The 17,038-nt window shown below is 59.1% G+C and carries 19 protein-coding genes; 3 read left to right on the top strand and 16 right to left on the bottom strand.

The annotated features are described in order from the left end of the window. Nucleotides 1-135: 135 nt before the first annotated feature. The 8 genes from HDEN_RS15210 to HDEN_RS15245 are packed head-to-tail and all read right to left on the bottom strand — an operon-like array spanning nt 136 to nt 6,189. Complete coding sequence (locus HDEN_RS15210; protein WP_013217031.1) at nt 136-405, bottom strand: flagellar biosynthetic protein FliQ; 270 nt, start codon at nt 403-405, stop codon at nt 136-138. Then, nucleotides 402-812: a flagellar hook assembly protein FlgD gene (gene flgD / locus HDEN_RS15215; RefSeq protein ID WP_013217032.1), complete on the bottom strand. Its 411-nt coding sequence runs from the start codon at nt 810-812 to the stop codon at nt 402-404. Before flgD ends, HDEN_RS15210 begins: the two co-directional genes overlap by 4 nt. Then, on the bottom strand, nt 809-1,225 hold the full coding sequence (gene flbT, locus HDEN_RS15220) for a flagellar biosynthesis repressor FlbT (RefSeq protein ID WP_013217033.1): 417 nt from the start codon (nt 1,223-1,225) through the stop codon (nt 809-811). Before flbT ends, flgD begins: the two co-directional genes overlap by 4 nt. After that, on the bottom strand, nt 1,225-1,569 hold the full coding sequence (gene flaF / locus HDEN_RS15225) for a flagellar biosynthesis regulator FlaF (protein WP_013217034.1): 345 nt from the start codon (nt 1,567-1,569) through the stop codon (nt 1,225-1,227). The genes flbT and flaF overlap by 1 nt, the downstream gene beginning before the upstream one ends. Nucleotides 1,570-1,608: 39 nt before the next feature. Beyond that, entirely contained in the window at nt 1,609-2,664 is a 1,056-nt protein-coding gene (locus HDEN_RS15230; RefSeq protein ID WP_013217035.1) for a flagellar hook-associated family protein, read from the bottom strand. A 4-nt stretch (nt 2,665-2,668) separates the two neighbouring features. Then, complete coding sequence (gene flgK, locus HDEN_RS15235) at nt 2,669-4,132, bottom strand: flagellar hook-associated protein FlgK (RefSeq protein WP_013217036.1); 1,464 nt, start codon at nt 4,130-4,132, stop codon at nt 2,669-2,671. 28 nt (nt 4,133-4,160) lie between these two features. Continuing rightward, nucleotides 4,161-5,414, bottom strand: coding sequence for a flagellar hook protein FlgE (locus tag HDEN_RS15240; RefSeq protein ID WP_013217037.1), 1,254 nt, complete (start codon nt 5,412-5,414; stop codon nt 4,161-4,163). Further along, nucleotides 5,359-6,189, bottom strand: coding sequence for a response regulator transcription factor (locus HDEN_RS15245; protein ID WP_013217038.1), 831 nt, complete (start codon nt 6,187-6,189; stop codon nt 5,359-5,361). Before HDEN_RS15245 ends, HDEN_RS15240 begins: the two co-directional genes overlap by 56 nt. 332 nt (nt 6,190-6,521) lie before the next feature. On the opposite strand from HDEN_RS15245, the gene HDEN_RS15250 reads away from it, so the two are divergent. The 3 genes from HDEN_RS15250 (at nt 6,522) to HDEN_RS18050 (ending at nt 7,851) form a co-directional block, all read left to right on the top strand. Continuing rightward, the gene (locus tag HDEN_RS15250) at nt 6,522-6,938 is read left to right on the top strand and encodes a PilZ domain-containing protein (protein WP_013217039.1); all 417 of its coding nucleotides are present in this window, start codon (nt 6,522-6,524) and stop codon (nt 6,936-6,938) included. 79 nt (nt 6,939-7,017) lie between these two features. Next, complete coding sequence (locus tag HDEN_RS15255; protein WP_013217040.1) at nt 7,018-7,461, top strand: molecular chaperone DnaJ; 444 nt, start codon at nt 7,018-7,020, stop codon at nt 7,459-7,461. A gap of 117 nt (nt 7,462-7,578) precedes the next feature. After that, complete coding sequence (locus HDEN_RS18050) at nt 7,579-7,851, top strand: hypothetical protein (protein WP_013217041.1); 273 nt, start codon at nt 7,579-7,581, stop codon at nt 7,849-7,851. A gap of 288 nt (nt 7,852-8,139) precedes the next feature. Here HDEN_RS18050 and fliK read toward each other — a convergent pair whose 3' ends face one another. From fliK to HDEN_RS15300, 8 genes are all read right to left on the bottom strand, one after another. Further along, nucleotides 8,140-9,624 carry a flagellar hook-length control protein FliK gene (gene fliK, locus HDEN_RS15265; RefSeq protein ID WP_013217043.1) on the bottom strand — a complete coding sequence of 495 codons (1,485 nt, stop codon included), beginning with the start codon at nt 9,622-9,624 and terminating at the stop codon, nt 8,140-8,142. Continuing rightward, nucleotides 9,621-10,895: a hypothetical protein gene (locus HDEN_RS15270; RefSeq protein WP_013217044.1), complete on the bottom strand. Its 1,275-nt coding sequence runs from the start codon at nt 10,893-10,895 to the stop codon at nt 9,621-9,623. Before HDEN_RS15270 ends, fliK begins: the two co-directional genes overlap by 4 nt. Then, entirely contained in the window at nt 10,892-12,166 is a 1,275-nt protein-coding gene (locus HDEN_RS15275) for a MotB family protein (protein WP_013217045.1), read from the bottom strand. Before HDEN_RS15275 ends, HDEN_RS15270 begins: the two co-directional genes overlap by 4 nt. Continuing rightward, nucleotides 12,163-12,717, bottom strand: coding sequence for a FliH/SctL family protein (locus HDEN_RS15280; protein WP_245256663.1), 555 nt, complete (start codon nt 12,715-12,717; stop codon nt 12,163-12,165). Before HDEN_RS15280 ends, HDEN_RS15275 begins: the two co-directional genes overlap by 4 nt. A gap of 29 nt (nt 12,718-12,746) precedes the next feature. After that, a complete protein-coding gene (gene fliF / locus HDEN_RS15285; protein ID WP_013217047.1) occupies nt 12,747-14,432 on the bottom strand; it encodes a flagellar basal-body MS-ring/collar protein FliF in 1,686 nt (561 codons plus the stop codon). Nucleotides 14,433-14,609: 177 nt separating this feature from the next. Beyond that, a complete protein-coding gene (locus HDEN_RS15290) occupies nt 14,610-15,563 on the bottom strand; it encodes a flagellin N-terminal helical domain-containing protein (RefSeq protein ID WP_013217048.1) in 954 nt (317 codons plus the stop codon). A 219-nt stretch (nt 15,564-15,782) separates the two neighbouring features. Continuing rightward, the gene (gene fliP / locus HDEN_RS15295) at nt 15,783-16,526 is read right to left on the bottom strand and encodes a flagellar type III secretion system pore protein FliP (RefSeq protein ID WP_013217049.1); all 744 of its coding nucleotides are present in this window, start codon (nt 16,524-16,526) and stop codon (nt 15,783-15,785) included. Further along, a complete protein-coding gene (locus HDEN_RS15300) occupies nt 16,523-17,035 on the bottom strand; it encodes a flagellar basal body-associated FliL family protein (protein WP_013217050.1) in 513 nt (170 codons plus the stop codon). Before HDEN_RS15300 ends, fliP begins: the two co-directional genes overlap by 4 nt. Nucleotides 17,036-17,038: the final 3 nt, after the last annotated feature.

The raw sequence follows: 17,038 nt of genomic DNA on the forward strand, positions 1-17,038 counted from the left end.
GATATCAGTGTACGCCGTAGCCGGTTGGCGTCCGCTTTTCTATTGTCATTATCGGCTATTTTACAAATTTCGTAGGCTGTAAAAAACTAGACACAGCTGCGACTTATCAGGCGCATTCGCAACATCGTCTGTGTGCTATTTGAAACCCGTCGCAATTCGAAGGTAGAGTTGCTCAGTGAATACCTTGAGCAGACTTCCGCTGTAACTTCCGGTCATCAGGATAATGAGAAATCCGGCGATGATTTTCGGCACGAACGTCAGCGTCATCTCCTGGACCTGCGTCAACGCCTGAAAAAAGGCGACGCTGACGCCGATAATCATCGCGGATGCGATGACGGGACCGGCGAGGATGATCGTCAGCCAGATCGCCTGTTGGACAATCCCGAGCGCGTCGCCTTCTGTCATTGATACCCCAGCACGACGCCCTGATCGATCCGAACTTCCTTGCCGTTATTTAGAATCGCTGTGGAGCCGGTCGAATCGATGCGCACGGACGTCACGATGCCGGACACCGAGCCATCCGCAGATGTCAACGACAAGCCGATCATCGTGCTCGCCTGCGAGATATTGGAATTCACAAGCAGCTGGTCGAGCTTCGCGTTTGTATTGATGCCCTGCTCAACGCTCGAGAATTGAGCGATCTGCGACATGTACTGAGTGGAATCGGTCGGGTTCAATGGATCCTGGTTGCGGAGTTGCGCGACCATAAGTTTCAGGAAGTCGTTGTAATTCAGGGTGGAGTTTTTCGTTTTGTCATTCGCGTCGGCGTTTGACGTTCCGGATGTGTTGCCTGTTGGGGGAATCGTGGTCATGCGACCTCCTTGCTCGGTTCCTGCGTGACGGCGCTTGCCGCCTCTAATGGAAGAAGCATTCTTACTTTCTTCAGTGCTTCGAAGGGACGATCGGCGTCGAGCAAATCGCTTGTTTCTATCAAGCCCTGCAGCATTTTTCCGTCGCGGATACTCACAAGAAGATTCGCGACCGACTCCTTCGCCATCGTCCGCGCCTTCATGTGCAGCGCCGGGTCCATGAGCATCATCTGCACCATGAAGTAGAGCTGACGGAGCGGCGTCGTCGTTTCCTCAGGCTTCATGACGTGCTGCTCGAGAAGAAAAATCACGTCGTTCATCAGCTCGATACTGACTTTGCGATCGACTTTGAGCACGCCACCGTTGACGAAAATCCGCTCGCCGGCACGCAGGGTGATTTTCAATCCGCCGCCCATCACAGACCTTCCGCGATGACGCTTGAAACGTCGATCAAGCCTGCGAAATTCTTCGATTTGCCGCTGCTGATGGCGTCCGCCTCCTTCAGCATCCAGATTCCAATCGAAATCAAATTCGCTCTGATATCGTCCGGAAGCGCATTCTCCGGCTTGACGAGATCTTCGAGAAGGAAGCTCCAAAGCCGGTTGAGGAAGCAGATCGCGTCGACGGCTTCGCGCGAATTTGCACCGGCTTTTTCAGCCGATCTCAGCATCGAGACGGACTGCTCGATCGCGAGGCGTTCATTCTCGCGCTTGCGGCCGGCCGAGTCGCTCAACGTCTCTTCGTAAGAGAACTTATACATGTTTCAGTCCGGTCCTTCGGTGCTACATGCGCCGGGTTATCAAGAGAGGAAGTCCATGATGCTTAGCTTGCTCAGACGATTTGTGACGCTGTAGGCCGCTTCGAGCGCCGTTGAGAGATCCGAGATCTGCGTCGTCACTTCCGCAGGATCCACGGATTCGAGATTGCTGATGGACTTTTCGAGAAAATCGATCTGCGTATCGATCTGATCATTGGCGTCGGATACGCGCTGCTGTGTTACGCCGAGGAACGCTTGCACCCTCGTCAATCCACCGATGCCGTTGCTGACGAGCTGTGTCGCTTGCTGCAGGACGACATTCTGCGTCGAGCTATTCAGATTTTGGAACCCAAGGCCCGCCACCATCGCGAATGCTTGCGTTAGTTGCCTGAACGTCTGGTCGTTCGCGGTGACCGAGGTATTGGCCGTTTCGGTTCGCGAAATTCTACTGTTTACGGATTTATCAGAGGCATCCGACCAGTTTGCTGACCAGTTCGGGTCGGAGAATAGATCGGCAAACTCATTTTGGAGAAAATCCTGCATGTCGGACGCTGAGATCGCCGAAACGCCGGGGTCACTCGGGCTCATTCCGAACTTCGCAACGAATGCGGCGTTGACGGCCTGCGCGCTCGCAGCCGGCGGATTTGCGAAATAATCGTCGAGCGGTTTGACGTCAGAGTTGATGCCGGAAAAGAGATACTGGCCGTCCAACGACGAATTGAGCTGATCCTGGATCGACTGCATCGCGGCGTTGGCCTGCTGCACGATGGTGCCGGACATCGTGCTGGTGGACTGCGCCGGCGTCAGCGCATTCAGGAACGATTGGCTCGTCGTCGCGAGGGTATTGAGCGCAGCCTGCGACGCCTGCATACGCGTGAGAACAAGTGAGTTCGTGTCCTTGATCGATTGAATTTGCGAGATGTCCTGGCGCAGCGAAACCGCGACTCCCGTTTGTGCGCCGAGTGTCAGGCCGACATCCGCGTGACGACCGGTAGCGAGTTCCTTTTGAACATCAACGAGACGATGTTGAATCCTCGCAATCGAGGCTTTCGTTTCGCTCGATAAGGCTGACGTCGATATGAATGTCGGTGTGAGCATCGTCTTAGCTCAATGACTGGATGAGAGTTGAAAGCATTTCGTTGACGGTGTTGATCAGCCGCGACGACGCCTGGAACGTCCGTTCCAGATCGAGAAGGTTGGTCATTTCCTCGTCGAGATTGACGCCGGTCGCCTGCGACAGCGAAGTGGTGGCGCGTTGCGCAACGGTGCTGCGGTAGTCAGCCTCGGCGGTCGCGGACTGACGCAACGCCTCAAGCCACGAGACGGAGTTCTTTGCGTAGTCCATCACCGATGACGATGCTGGAAGCTGCGTCGACGCATCGAATGTTTGCCCAGTATTCAAACTTGAAATCAGGCTTTGAATACGATCCGTGAATGCCGGCGCATTGGCCGAATTGTATTTGTAACTGGCGCCCGAGATGCCGCCGTCGCGGATCAACTCGGCATTGCCGCCCTGGCCGGGATCGACGCTGGCGTTGATTTTGATCGAGCTTGCGAGGCCTGCCATGGCACTCGCCGGGATCGCCGGTCCACCCGAATAGGTGAACAACCCCGTCGCCGCGGGAAGCGTCGGCGTTGCGGACTGATCGGTTTCGGCGAACGCGTTGATCAGACCTCGCGCCATCTCATCGAGCTGGCTTTGATAGGTCACGGCGATATCGTCGCGAACCGACATCAAACCCGCGAGCTTGCCGGACTGAATCTCAAGAATATGCGACGTTCCCGCGATCGGGACACCATCGGCATAGACCGCACCACCGGGCGCACCGGCGGCAAGATTCTGCGTTTGCTCGAACGTGACGGCGCGCGGCGCCCTGTCGAACAGCGTCACACCACTATCGGTGTAAATCGCCATGTCGCCGTTAGCGCGCGAAACTGTTCGTATCCCGACTTCCGTCGAAAGCTGCTTCAGGACTGCGTCGCGCGCGTCAAGGACGTCGGTGACATCGCGGCCGTTGCTCGAGCCGCGAATGACCTGATTGTTGAGATTTTCAAACTGCGAGAGAAGATCGTTGATATTGGCAACGGACGTCGCAATGTCGGCATCCGCCTGCTGCCGTACCTGCGTAACCGTCGCGGAGGCGGAATTCAGCGCGTTCGAAACATTCTTCGCGGCGGAAACGACGCTTGCGGCAACGGCCGGGTTTTGTGGATTACCGGAGTACGTTTGGAGCGTCGCGCTCAGCTTCGCGATCAGTGCGGCGGGCGAGTGCTCCTGGTCGGTATCGTCGACGGTGCTTTGCAGCTGGCCGAGCGCCGACGTGATTGACGTCTGCGCCTGGCTCGCCGAATTGGCTGTCAGATACGTATTGAAAAGGAGTTGGTCCGACGTCCGATCGATGCGGGGAACGCTGACGCCGACGCCTGGACCGCTGACGAGCGTCGCAATTTTGCGCGTCGCGTCCGCGTCGTGCACGCGCGCGATGTTGCGCGACACCACCGAGATTTGCTCGGAGGTTGCCTGCAGACTTGAGCGCGCCGTGTCCGTACTCAGCGTCAACGACATATGCGGGACCTTCCCCTAGAACTCCCGGCTACCGCACGAGATTGACGAGCACGTCCAAGAGCTCTGTGCCCGTCTGAAACACCTTCGAGTTGGCTGTGTAGCTGCGCTGAGCTTCGACCATCGTCGTCAGCTCGGAAGCGAGATCGACGCTCGATTTTTCAAGAGCGCCGGAAACGATTTTTCCGAGAGAACCGGAATTCGCCGTTCCAAGCTGAAGGTCGCCGGATTCCTTGTTCGTCGCGAACACGTTGCCGGAAATTGCCGTCAGGTTGTCGGGGCTCGCGACGTTCGCCAGCGGAATTTTGAAGGCATCGACGCGAGAGCCGTCGGCATAAACTGCGGTGACGATGCCTTGCGCGCTGATCTCGAGCCGATCGACAGCCGACGGTCCGTTGCCGTTCGCGCTGGCGTCGACAGGGATGTAGGCGCCGGCGAGCTGCGTGGTATTGCCCATATTGAAATTCAACGTTGCGCCATTGGGAACGTTGACCGAAAGCGTCGCGGGCGACGGTGATGTCAATTTTCCGGTGGTTCCGCTGAACGTCAGCGCCTGCGTCGTGAGTTGCGATCCGGCCGCATACGGGAATCCGCCGCCAGCGCTGGCTCCGGCATTGTCATAGACCGAGACTTCCCACTGATTGGGACCCGTCTTCGCCGAGTAAATATCGAGCGTAACCTTATGACCGAGATTATCGTAAGTGATGATCGACGTCTTGCCGGCGAAATCGGCGCCAGCCGCGTTCGCGGATGGAAGGCTGGTCGAGACGGCGGCATCGGAGGGCAGGTTGACTTGGAAGTTACCTGACGTCGATGGCGTCGCTTTCAGTCCGAGATTTGCAGTGCCGACCGGAACCAGACCAGCGGCGCTATTGATGACCGACGAGCTTCCGCCGTTCAGAAGATCGTAACCGAGCAATGTAAATCCGGCGGCATTGACGAGCTCGCCGTTCGTCGAAATGAAACTGCCAGCGCGCGTCAGGTAAGGCGTGCCCGACGGACTCTGAACCATGAAGAAGCCGTTGCCGCTGACCGCGAGATCCGTCGGCGAATTCGTGTAGCTCAAGTCGCCCTGATGCGTGACCGCACGGCGGGCGATGGTCGAGACGGAGCCAGGGACGTATGATGCAACGTGGCCTTCAGCGACGAGTGTCGCAAATTCTGCAGAAGCTTCCTTGTAGCCGGTTGTATTGACGTTCGCGATGTTGTCCGCGACGGTTCCCATACGGTCAGACTGGACAGCCATGCCTGAGATGCTGGTAGTCATTAATCCGTAAAGGCCCATCGACACTCTCCTGCTCGGAAATGATAGATTGCTCAAGAGAAGCATTCGGGCCTTGCGTGAGACTGTTTGCAGTCTCTTCGGATGAGGACATTTGCGCCTCTCCGGAAAATTCCTTGAGGCGGTAACCGAGGAACCGCTGGGAATCGATCGGATCATGACCAAGCCGCTGCTTCAACCGCTTGCGCAGACGGCTGATGTGGCTCTCGATGACGTTCTCGTGGATCTCGTCGTTGAAGATGCCGTACACGCGATTGAAAATCTGGGTCTTCGTCACGCGTGTGTTGCGGCTGAGAACGAGGCATTCGAGGATTCGGCGTTCGCGGCGCGGCAGGGACAGCACTTCGCCGTTCACCAGAGGATCGCGTCCATCGAAGAAGATGCGGATGCCGGCGATGTCGACGCACTGCTCCGCCATTTTCATCCGGCGGCGAATCGCGCCGCTGCGCGCCAGGACTTCGCGGACATGAAAAGGCTTGGCGAGAACATCGTCGAACCCGAGCGAAAAAAGTTCGAGCGTTTCATTCAACGCCCTTGCCTCGATCAGGCCGATGAGGGGTGCCCGGCATCGCGACCGGATGCGGGACGATATTTGCCGCCGATGCTCGACGGAACCGATCAGGAATCCTTCGATGACGGAGAGGTCTGAATCATTAACTGACTCAAACCATTCAGGAAATTCGTGCGACTCAACCGCAACCGCTGCGATGCCCTCGCGTTCAAAGCACGCGACACAGCCTCCCGCGACCGTGGACCGGTCGTCCAGAACAACGAACATCAAGCCTCCCCCGCATAATTCCGTGCACGCCACTTCAACGCAGATACAGTGATTCATGTGACTTATTAACAATTATTTCGTAATTGCATGGGTCACAAAAACCACACCAAATCAATTCGGAGAGGTTTAGTCTGGGACGCGATAGTTGTATCGCCTTAATCGAGGCCGATTTTCCGAGATGATTCTAAATAATGAACTCAATGCATTCAATTGGGTTCATTTGAATAGCGATATCGTAGAGAATTTGCGTTTCAATACAGAATGATATTCGCCGACATATTCATAGCCGATCGAGGTCTTGGCCTTACGGCGCATCACAGAAATTGAGTGTGATGAAACAAACGCGAACGCGCAAACTTCGCCGAGATGCTCTCAACCGTGATATCGCTACGGCCGACGACATGCGCATCTTCGAGCGGCGCAATGATTTTCGCTATTCGGCAAGCCAGCATGCGGCGATGCGCTTTCGCAGCGCGAATATGATTTGCGATCTGGTCGATCTGTCTGAAACCGGTGCAAAGATCCGAATTCTCGACGGCGCCGTCCCGAACATCGACGAGCGGGTTGTACTGACGCTTTTCGACGGAACGCCCGTTGATGGGCATGTGTCTTGGATACGAGACAAGCACATCGGGATCGCTTTTCGTAACCCGGTGATGAATGTCGACGATCGCCTCGACTTCGAAGATCTCGGTAGCGCGTTTTTCGGGAAAGCCGTCACGCTGCAGAAGGCAACGCGGCGGTCGTAGCGAAGACCACGCCGCGTAAGCGTTCCGCAAGGCCCGCCTGTTATCCCTTGCTGAGCCAGGGTCAGCTTTCAAACGTATCATGCGCATTCGCACGCCGTTGCCGTCGAATTTTGAGGCGCTTCTTGCGGATTTCTTCAATGACGCCGACGCGCCGAGCGAAGCGCCACCGCCTTCGCATCGGTTCTCGATCAGCAGTCTCGAGGCAGCGTGGGATGTTGCGGCTCAGGCTCGCGCGACGCCTCAGCGCGAGGATCTGGATCGCGACACCCGGCGAACGGCTTATCGCAACGAGAGCGAGAGCACGCTGACGGCCGCGCTCGATCCGCAAAAAATTCTGAGCGAGCTCGGTTTGCATTCCGATGCTACGGAACACGAGATCGCCATTCTCCGCAGAGAATTCGCGCTTCGCAATCATCCTGATCGGGTCCCTTCCGACCTTAGAGAAATCGCAACACAACGTATGATGATTGCCAACGATCTCATGGACCGGCATCTCGCCCGGCAGCGCCGCTCGAACGGTTAACAACCGGTAGCCAGACTTTGTTAAAATGCAACCTGCCCCGTTCGCGATGTTGCGACGAATATCGCGTATGGTCTCCGTTATGGTCCGAGATGGCCACATGAAATTACGGGGACTATGATGAGTGAGAATTCCCTCGACCTGCAGATCCTTCGCGCGCGCATGAGCGGCCTTGGCGAACGTCTCGATAGTCTCTGGTCAGATCAACTGCGCGAGCATCGCCATCTCGATAGCGATACCACCGAATGCGCGTACTGGCATTCCGGCTATCATCAGGCGCTTGCCGATCTCGTCAGCCTCATCGAAGGGCCACGCCCTATCTGCGGCAGCGCGGGCAAGTCCAATCCGTCCCGGCCGGCCGGGCAGGGTGCAGAAAGTTTCCAACCGGCATAAACTGGTGGAACATTTCGCACTCTTTTTCGAAAGCCTGCTGCGGCTGCGCGAAGTGGCGAAACTTGAATTGCGATGCGGTGCCAATTCGCTGCTTCAATATGGATTTCAGATCGCTGCCGTCGCTGCCGACGAACGTGATCGAAAAACGGCCTAAATTATCGATGAAGCCAAGGGCGTAGGCCCCCGGGCAGTTTTCGACCAGCTCTTCTTCGATCGTATCGGCGGCCAAATCAAACGGGCCGCGCAATCCCGCTCCGAGCGATTCCTGCTGCGTCATATCAACAGACCCTAAATATAGATCGCGTTTGCCTGCCTGCCATTCGCAACGTCAGCGCTCGATGGCTGCTGACTGTCGTTGCGCCGTCGGTGCTGCGATTGATCCGGCATTTCACCATCGCGCCGGGGCATCCCGTCGTCCTGCCGGCCACCCAAGTTTGCACGCGCCTGGCTTCCATCCTGGAACGTCGAGCTGCCGTTGTTCAGTGAGCTGTTCAAGTTTGAATTGGAACTGGACGAGATATCCGAGATCTTCAGGCTCTTCACGTCGTAGCCGGCGTCGCGCAGGCTTTGCTCCAAACCCTTGCGGTCATCGTCGAGCAGCCTGGCTGTCGCCGCTTTGGACGCCTCCGCATCGATATCGAGAGCGCTGGCTTTGAGGCTGAGCTTCAATCTGACAGTTCCGAGATCGGGCGGTGAAAGCGTCAAATCAATGCTTCGCAAGACGTAGCCCGCAGCCGGCGGCTGATCGGCCGGTTGCCGCGGGGTGAATGGCTCGGCGCTGGTGCGATCGCCGGCAAGCGCGGTCAGCACGCCGCTGCGAACCTGTTGTGTCGCAGCAGACAGGGGAGCTGGTGTTTCCGGAATATCCTGCGTGATGTTTTCGACAGGCGTGGAAGCTGATGCGTCCAAAATCTGGCGCGCGCCTGCGTCCGGTGTTGCGGACTCTTTGCGTGATCCCGATCCGCCGCCTTGCGTATCGCCGAAATTCTGCTGCGGCGCTGTACCGGCCGTCGGCTGGGGCTCTGCGCTTCGTGCGGCTCCGATCATATCCGTCGAAAGCTTGGGTGCGCCTGTATCACCTTTGCTCCCTGCAGCAGCGGTCGACGCCGAGAGGGCGTTTTCCGCGTTGGTCTTGTTCGTCAACGTTTCAAACATCCGGCTGTCTGATCCGGCGCTCCTATCGTCGAAAATCCAGTGCGCCTCGCGCGATTGAACCGACACGGGCGTCGTGACTGTTTCTTCGACGTTGGACTCGGCCGTCGGCGTCGTGTCCTGCGCCGCCATCAGGCGCTGCCGGGCCTCCATCAGCGCAACGACGCTCGCTTGTTTGAGGATATGCCCGGGAATCGCAGCGTTCGTGACATTCGTCGCGGCGCTATCGTCATTCGATGCCGCTTCCTGAGCAGGCGCGGTTACGGGCGAAGCGGTCCATGCCAGCAGCGGATTTATGGAAGCGGGCGCGGGCTGTGCTTCCTGGCCGCCGAGCGTGTCGACTGTTGCCTCGAACGATGCTTGCACATCATCGTCCGATCGACTTTCGCGTTGAGATTTTTCAGATACCTTCGTGCTCTTGTCGATCGATTTGGGATCGGCGCGCTGTTCGCGAATGTTTGTTCGGCCGGCGGGGCGATCGCGCACCCGATCGCCGGACACGGCGGCATCCTGCGCCTTCGGGCTCGGTCTTGACCCGCGATATGTTTGGGCCGGGCTCCGACTTGAAATCGTATCGATGATGCTTTGGCCCTGAGCGGCGCGCGAAGCGACTTCGGTCATTTCTTGGTCCCAGACATGATCATGTTGGCTTCTTCGATGGCGGCATCGGCGCTTTTGACGGCCGTCGACACGCGCGACAGCTCCGTTGCCGCACGCGAAACTTCAGTCTCTGCATTGCGAGCGTCGCTCGCAGGCGCAAATTTATTCTGCGTGACCGTTTGGGCGATGTAGCCTGCAACCTCGCGGATTTCGACGTCATTGCCGGTCAGGCGATCGGCCGTGATTTGGCGCAATGCCGACAGGGCTTCGGCCGCGCGCGTGCTCGGCGCATTCGCAGCGGCCTGATACAGCATGGCCCGGTCGAGATCTTCGGCGCTATCCGGTTTCAATGACAGCGCTTCGTTCGCGGCGGCCTGTGCCAGACTTATGCGGCCCGCCGGCAACCCCGCAGCCGCCATCGCAAGGAGCAGATCGATGCGCGACTGACGGTCTGCCGTCGACGTCGCTTCTGTCAGCTTCTCGACCATATCGCGGCCATCGAATTCGTCGCGCTTGGCAGCGGCAGCCGAAAAATCGCGAAAGAGTTTCCAGGCGTAGATCGATCGTCCATATCGCCGGAGATAATCGGTCAGCAGCAACATGGCGCGTTGCGTCTCGCCTTTGCTGACAAGCACCGGAATCTCGCGACGTACGGCCGCTTCCTCGATTGCGGTATGAGGACAGGCGAGACGGGCTTCATCAAGGAGCGCGATAGCTTTAGCGTCGTCGTTGCCGATATAGAGCGACGCTCTCGCCAGCGCGAATGGTCCGACCAGACTGACATCGACGGATCGCGGATCGACGTCGGCCCAGAGCTTTCGCGCCGCGCTCGTCTGACCCTGCGCATATTTTATTATGCCTTGCGCCAGCGTACGGTCGGCTTCGTGGCGCGTATCGTCGTTCGCCAGCGGCTTCAACACTCCGTAATCGCCGCCGCTCAGGACGTACACGAAAGCGTCGCGAACCTGCGCATAGTTATCCCAATCGGACTTTTCAAAAGCGCGCACGACGGCTGAAATTTCCGACAAGAGGCGGCCCTGATCGGCGAGTGCGCCCTCGTCGCCTTGCACGACAATATCCTGCACCGTTCCCAAGCGAGCGAGCAATCGGCGAAGCTCGGCGCCCTTTTCCGTATTGACGCCTAGAACGCTCGTCGATGCTACGGCCCTGGCTTTCGGTTGCGACGTCGCGGTGTCGCCTGACGTGAACATTGGCAGCACATAAAAATACGCGCCTGCGCCTATGCCGCCAAGCACGATCACAGCGCCAGCGATCAACGCCTGACGCTTCATTTCTTGACCTCTTTGATGAGGATGTCGATCCTGCGGTTTTCCGGCGCCTCGCGATTGGAGGGAATTTTAGGATCCCGGTCGGCGCGGCCTTCGATGGCTGCAAATCGCGTTTCAGCAATGCCGCCGCGCACGAGCATGTAATAAGCCATTTGCGCGCGTGCCGCGGAAAGACGCCAGTTGTCGTAGTTGCCGTTCTTGTAGGCGCGACTATCGGTGTGCCCGCGGACGACGATGCTGCCCGGTAAGGATTTCAGAACGTCACCGACCTTGCTCATGGCGAGAACCAACGCGGGACGCGGCTTCGCGGAGCCGACCTCGAACATGCCGAAGTCGGCGCCGTCGAGCAAACTGACGAGCAAGCCTTCGGATGTCGCCTTCACCTCGATCTCGGGCGCAGCACGGGAGCCTTTCGCCAAGGCACTGCTGATGTCGTCCTGCAACTTTTTGGCTTTTGCTTCGTCGGCTACGTCAGCGGCATCTGATGGTTTCGGCGCATTTGCTGCGTGATTCTGGTCTTTGGCATTGAGCGCGGTGGCAGCCTGCTTCGTATCTTGCGCCTCCAGTGCGCGCGCATTCTTCGCGGCATCCTTGCCTTCCACGCCAGATGGCGGCGGCGACGCCTTCGCGGTTGCCGCTGGTGGTGCCGCCGGCGCGGGATTGGGCTGCGATGCAGACCTTTGGGCGGCTGACGATTTTCCGGACCGGCGATCGGCGCGATCAAAGGGATCGCTGATGCTGCTGTCCAACGGACTTGCCGCCGTCATGGACTGGCTGGCCTTGGCTTCGTCTGCAAGCTTGTCCAGAAGCTGCCCTGGATTGTCGAAGAGCGCTTCTTCCTTCTGCGCTTCCGCGCTCTTGCCGCCGGCGGAAGCGCTTCTCTTTTGCGCTTCTTCGTCCATCGCCTCGCCGATGTTCGCCTTGCTCGCCTTGGGCGCGCTGAGCTTCTGCGCTTGATCGGGATGCTGGCTCAAGCCCTTCTCGGACTTTTCCTCGTTCTGCTTCGCGTCGATCTCGTTCAGATCTTCGAGGCCCTTGGGCGCCTCGAAGCGATCCGTCAGCCGCATCGGATTAAAATAAGCCGCGACCTGCACGATCGTCTTTTTATCCGCGGCATTGATCAGCCACATGACGAGAAAGAACGCCATCATGGCCGTCATGAAGTCGGCATAGGCGATCTTCCAGACGCCGCCGTGATGCTCTTCGTCGTGACTGCGACGGCGGCGTACGATGACGAGCGGTTGCGATGAAACGTCTTCCTGACCGTTGCTCATGTCGCCGCCTCAAGCTCAGAAATCCACGCGGCGATGTTCGCTTCGATGACGGTGTCCTCGATATGCGCGCGAACGTCGGAGGATGCGCTTTCCGAATAGCCGATCTGGAACGCATCGTTCGGCAGCGAGCTGCGCAGATGCTCCAGCATTTCCGCCGGAGCCTCGATATGGACCTTGGCGCCTTCGACGAGCGCCCGCGTGATTGCTGCTTCGAGCTCTTGCACGGCGCGCTTCCGCAGTTGTTCGACGATCCAGGGACGAAGCAGCGTCGCGACGCGTTCGCCCACCGCGCGCTCAATGAGCTTCACGGCGCCATCCAAGCGGGCGGCAAGGACGTCGGCACATTCCTGCCGGAAACCGTTGCGTTCGAGGTTGAGGCGTTCGAGAAACAGCGTCTCCGCTTCCGCCAGCCTCACTTCCGCATCCGCCTGCGCTTCGGCGCGGCCCTCGGACAATCCCTGCTGATAGCCGTCTTCAAACGCAGTCTTGAGTTCCGTTTCGTGATCGGGTTTCACCGCAGCGGCATTCGGATGATCGAAGTCCGAAAGCATTGGAAATGCCCGACTGAGCACCCTGGCGGTCATCCGTTCTTGACCCAATGCTTCATGATGGCCGTGGCCTGATCTTCATCACGATCGATGATCGCACCGAGCTTCTCGACGGGACCAAACGCAAGCGAGCGGCCGAATGACATTCCATCACCCGCGAAGCCCGATGAGCCAAAATCGGAATCGAATGGATTGGCCCCAGGCTCAAGCAGTGGCGATGCCATCTCCGGCATGTCGAGAGGCGCTGTGACGCCGCCAGCATCCGCGATCGGCGGTCCTGCGAGCGCCGCCACCGCGCCATTGCCTTCGATGGCAGTCGCCGCGCTTCCGGTCAGCAAAAGCCGCATCGCGGGCTTGAATCCAGCGAAGACAACGATGGCGGCGATCAGGAGAATGGTCAGTGATTTGATTCCGGTCCCGGCAAGACCCATCAGCATCACGCTCCAGTCGGTGCTGGGCGCCGTGATATCGCCAAAGGGCGATTGCGCGAATTCGACAGCCGCAACGCTGATGCGATCGCCGCGTTTGGTGTCGAGACCAGCGGCGGACAGCGCGACTTTCTCAATCTCGGCAACCTGCTTCTCGATGTCTTCGGTCTTGGCGTCCTTGCCGATGATTTCAGCGATACGCTTCTTGTTGACGACGACGGCGAGCGAGATGTTGTTGACCTTGTAGCCTTCGCTGGTGGTGGAGGCGGAGTGCGAACTGATCTCGTAGTTGGTCGTTTCCTCTTTCCGATCCTGCGCCCGCTTATTTTGCTCTTTCGTCGTCGGTGCTTCGTTCGGAATATTCTGCTCGACGCTGACGTCGGTTCTGCCGGAGCCATCAGTCGAGCTCTGCGCTTCCTTGATGACGCGCGTCGAGCGTTCGACTTTGGACTCGGGGTCGTATTTCGTTTCCGTCGTCTGGTGCTTGTCGATGTTCAGGCGCGCGATTGCGCTGACTTCGAAATTGTCGATGCCGAGGTACGGCGACAGGGCGCGGCGCACGCTGTCCTGCACCTGCGTCGAGATGGTGCGCTCGAGATCGAGCATTTGGACCGGGACATCGCCGCTTGGGCTGCCGCTGCCACCGAGCAACGTTCCGTCGGTGCCGATGACCTGGACTTCGTCCGGTTTCATATCGGGAATGGCGGCAGCGATAAGATGCTTGATGGCGGGCGCCGCCGTGGCATCGCTCGCGACATCGGTCTTGATGACGACGGACGCCGTTGGAGTCTGCTTTTTCGTCCTCAGACCGTTCTGGTCCGGTAGATAGAGATGGACGCGAGCGGCGCGGATGCCTTTCAAATATTGGATCGTGCGCGAAAGCTCGCCCTCAAGGGCGCGCACGCGCGTCACTTCCTGCATGAACGAGGTGAGACCCAGCGCTCCGAGCTTGTCGAACAGCTCGTAGCCCGCATTCGGGCTTCCAGGCAGACCCTTTTCCGCGAGCAGGGCGCGCGCCTGCTCGGCTTGCCCGACCGCAACGCCGAGCTTGGTTCCGTCGAGACTGGCTTCGAACGGGATACCGGCCTGCGCCAGCTCACGACCCATGCTGGAAATGTCAGGCGGCGTCAGGCCCACGTAAAGTGTCTCGAAGCTCGAGCGCGACGCGAAGTAGCTGCCGATCGAGATCAGCGCGAAGACGAGAAAACCCGCCGCGCCAAGCGCCATAAGGCGCTGCCGTCCCAAACCTTTGAGACTGCTGTATAGATTCTGGAATTGGCGCCAATCCATCTTTCGGACCCTACCGGCATGGTTCCAAGCCGACGGTAGAGAGCGAACCTTGTGTAAAGGTGACGGGCCGCCAAGTCCTCGCCACGGCTGCAAAGGCAACCAAGGCGCTGACCGGCGACCCGTCTCGATAGAAGGGACGTGAGATAGGTTCGGCGCCTCAGCGCCGATCCTTATTCATCAGCCGCGGAAGAGCGAGAGGATGTTCTGGCTCGACTGGTTGGCGATGCTGAGCGCCTGGACGCCGAGCTGCTGCTTAACCTGCAGGGCCTGAAGTCTCGTCGATTCTTCGTTCATGTCAGCGTCAACGAGCTGCGAGACGCCCGTCGTGATCGAATCGCGCAGCGTCGACACGAAGTCGCTCTGCAGATTGATACGCGTCTGGTTGGCGCCGAGGCCGGTGGCTGCCGAGGTCATCTCGTCGAGTGCCTTGGAAACCGCCTGGACGTAGCCCGAGAGCGTCGCCTGGTCGGTAGCGCTGTTGTCCAGCGAGCTGATGTCGATGTTCATGATCGACGTGCCGCCCGTCGAGACAACGGCGCCGGCCGAGTCGCGCTGCGAGTCGAGGATGCCGCCAGCGCCCGTGCCGGTGCCGGCGTCGAACAGAACGGCTTTCGACGTATCGACCGTGATGTAGCCGATCGAAACTGCGCCGCTCGAGTTGCGCGTGAACGACGAAACGATCGATTTCGTCGCGTTGTAGCCGGTGGCCGACGAGTCGACCGAGAGCCAGTTCTCACCAGAGAAGCTTGCCGAATCGGCAACGCCCTTGAGCTGGTTCTGGAGTTCCGTGATGTCCGACTGGATCTTGCTGCGATCGACGCCCGGTCCGAGAGCTGCAGCAAGCTTCTGCTTCATCTGCGAGACGAGATCGATGCTGCTGTTCATCGCCGTATAGGCGACGTTGACGGTGCCCTTGCCGAGGCCGAGCGCGTCCTGAACCGTCGAAAGAGCGGCGTTGTCGGAGCGCATCGAGGTCGCGATCGACCAATAAGCGGCGTTGTCGGAAGCCGAAGCAACGCGCAAGCCCGTCGAAATGCGGCTCTGCGTGGTCAACATGTCTTTCGACGTCTGCTGCAGCGACTGCAGCGCGGTCATCGCTGCGACGTTCGTGTTAATGCTATTCATGCCCATGTCCCTTGTCCTTCTACTCGGCACTTAATATGCGCGTTACTGGGGACATACCGGGTTTGCCGGCTTGGCAGATCGGCTTCATGCCTGTGGTTTGACTCGACCACTCTGTCATGGGCCAATGAATTACCGGAGAGTTATTTCTTAATGGTTACCAGCGGACCGCCGGGCGAAACTATTGTGAAGCCCAGGCACAATGGACGCGCGGAAACGTCACCGGCTTTATATGAAGGATTTGACGAGCGCTCCGACGAGCAAGCTCCAGCCGTCGACAAGAACGAAGAACAATATCTTGAGTGGTAGCGACACCACAGTGGGCGGCATCATCATCATGCCCATCGACGTCATGATCGTTGCCACCACAAGATCGATGACCAGAAACGGCAGCGTCACCAGGAAGCCGATTTCGAAGCCGCGGCGAAGCTCCGAGACCATGAACGCCGGGATGAGGACGCGAAGGTCGTCGGGGCCGGCTTTGTTCGCCTCGCCGAAGCGCTCTGCCGACAGGTCCTGAAAAATTGCGATGTCCTTTTCGCGGACGTTCGCCTTCATGAAGGCGCGGAACGGCTCGGTCGTCCGCTGGTAGCCCTCTTCCTGGCTGATCTTGTTCTCGACCATCGGCTTGACGCCGTTGTCCCAGGCCGCCTGGAACGTCGGCGCCATGACGAACATGGTCATGAACAGCGCAAGGCTGACCAGAATCATATTGCTCGGCGTCGTCTGAAGCCCGAGGCCCGAGCGGAGGAATGACAGCGCGATCACGAACCGTGCGAACGACGTCACCATCATCAGCAGACCGGGCGCAACCGACAGCACGGTCATCACGACCAGCAACTGCACGATACGTCCGGAGACCGATGCGTCGCCCGCCGGGAACAGCGTGTTGAGGTCGATGGTCTGGGCGAGCGCCGCCGTCGGCATCACGGCCAAGAGAATGAGCGCCAGCAGGAACAGTCGCTTGCTCATTCGATCACGAACCCGCCGATCAGCAATCCCAGGATCGCGCCGCGACCACGGATCTTCGCGCGGTCTTCAAGTTGCTCGCGCAAGTTCTGCAGGCCCCTGACGCCCTGGATGTCCGCGACCGTCAGCCCCTTGAGGTAGGCGATGATATCCTCGCGAACCTCGTTCTTCAGCACACTGGCTTCGGATGTGCCATGCACGGCGACAATCGAAACGTCCAGGCGGACTCGCGACTTCGGTTCGCCGCTCAAGTCGACAATGATCGAAGGGATCGAGATTTCCAGCGCATCGCTCGGGAACCGTCCGGCCGACGGCGCTTCAGGCGCGACGCTCGCAGGCTTTGCTTCTTCGACAGGCGCCGGCGCAGGGCCGACCGGAACAGCGAAATATCCAAAAGCGCCGCCGCCGGCGATCCCGAGAACAACCGCGGCGATCATGGATTTGACGAGGTCGCCCGTGCTCGGCGCGGCGCTCGGAGCAGATCCATTGCTTGGTACGAGCGCCTGCGCCATGCC

It is taken from the genome of Hyphomicrobium denitrificans ATCC 51888, from assembly GCF_000143145.1.
GTDB classification, from domain to species: Bacteria; Pseudomonadota; Alphaproteobacteria; order Rhizobiales; family Hyphomicrobiaceae; genus Hyphomicrobium_B; species Hyphomicrobium_B denitrificans.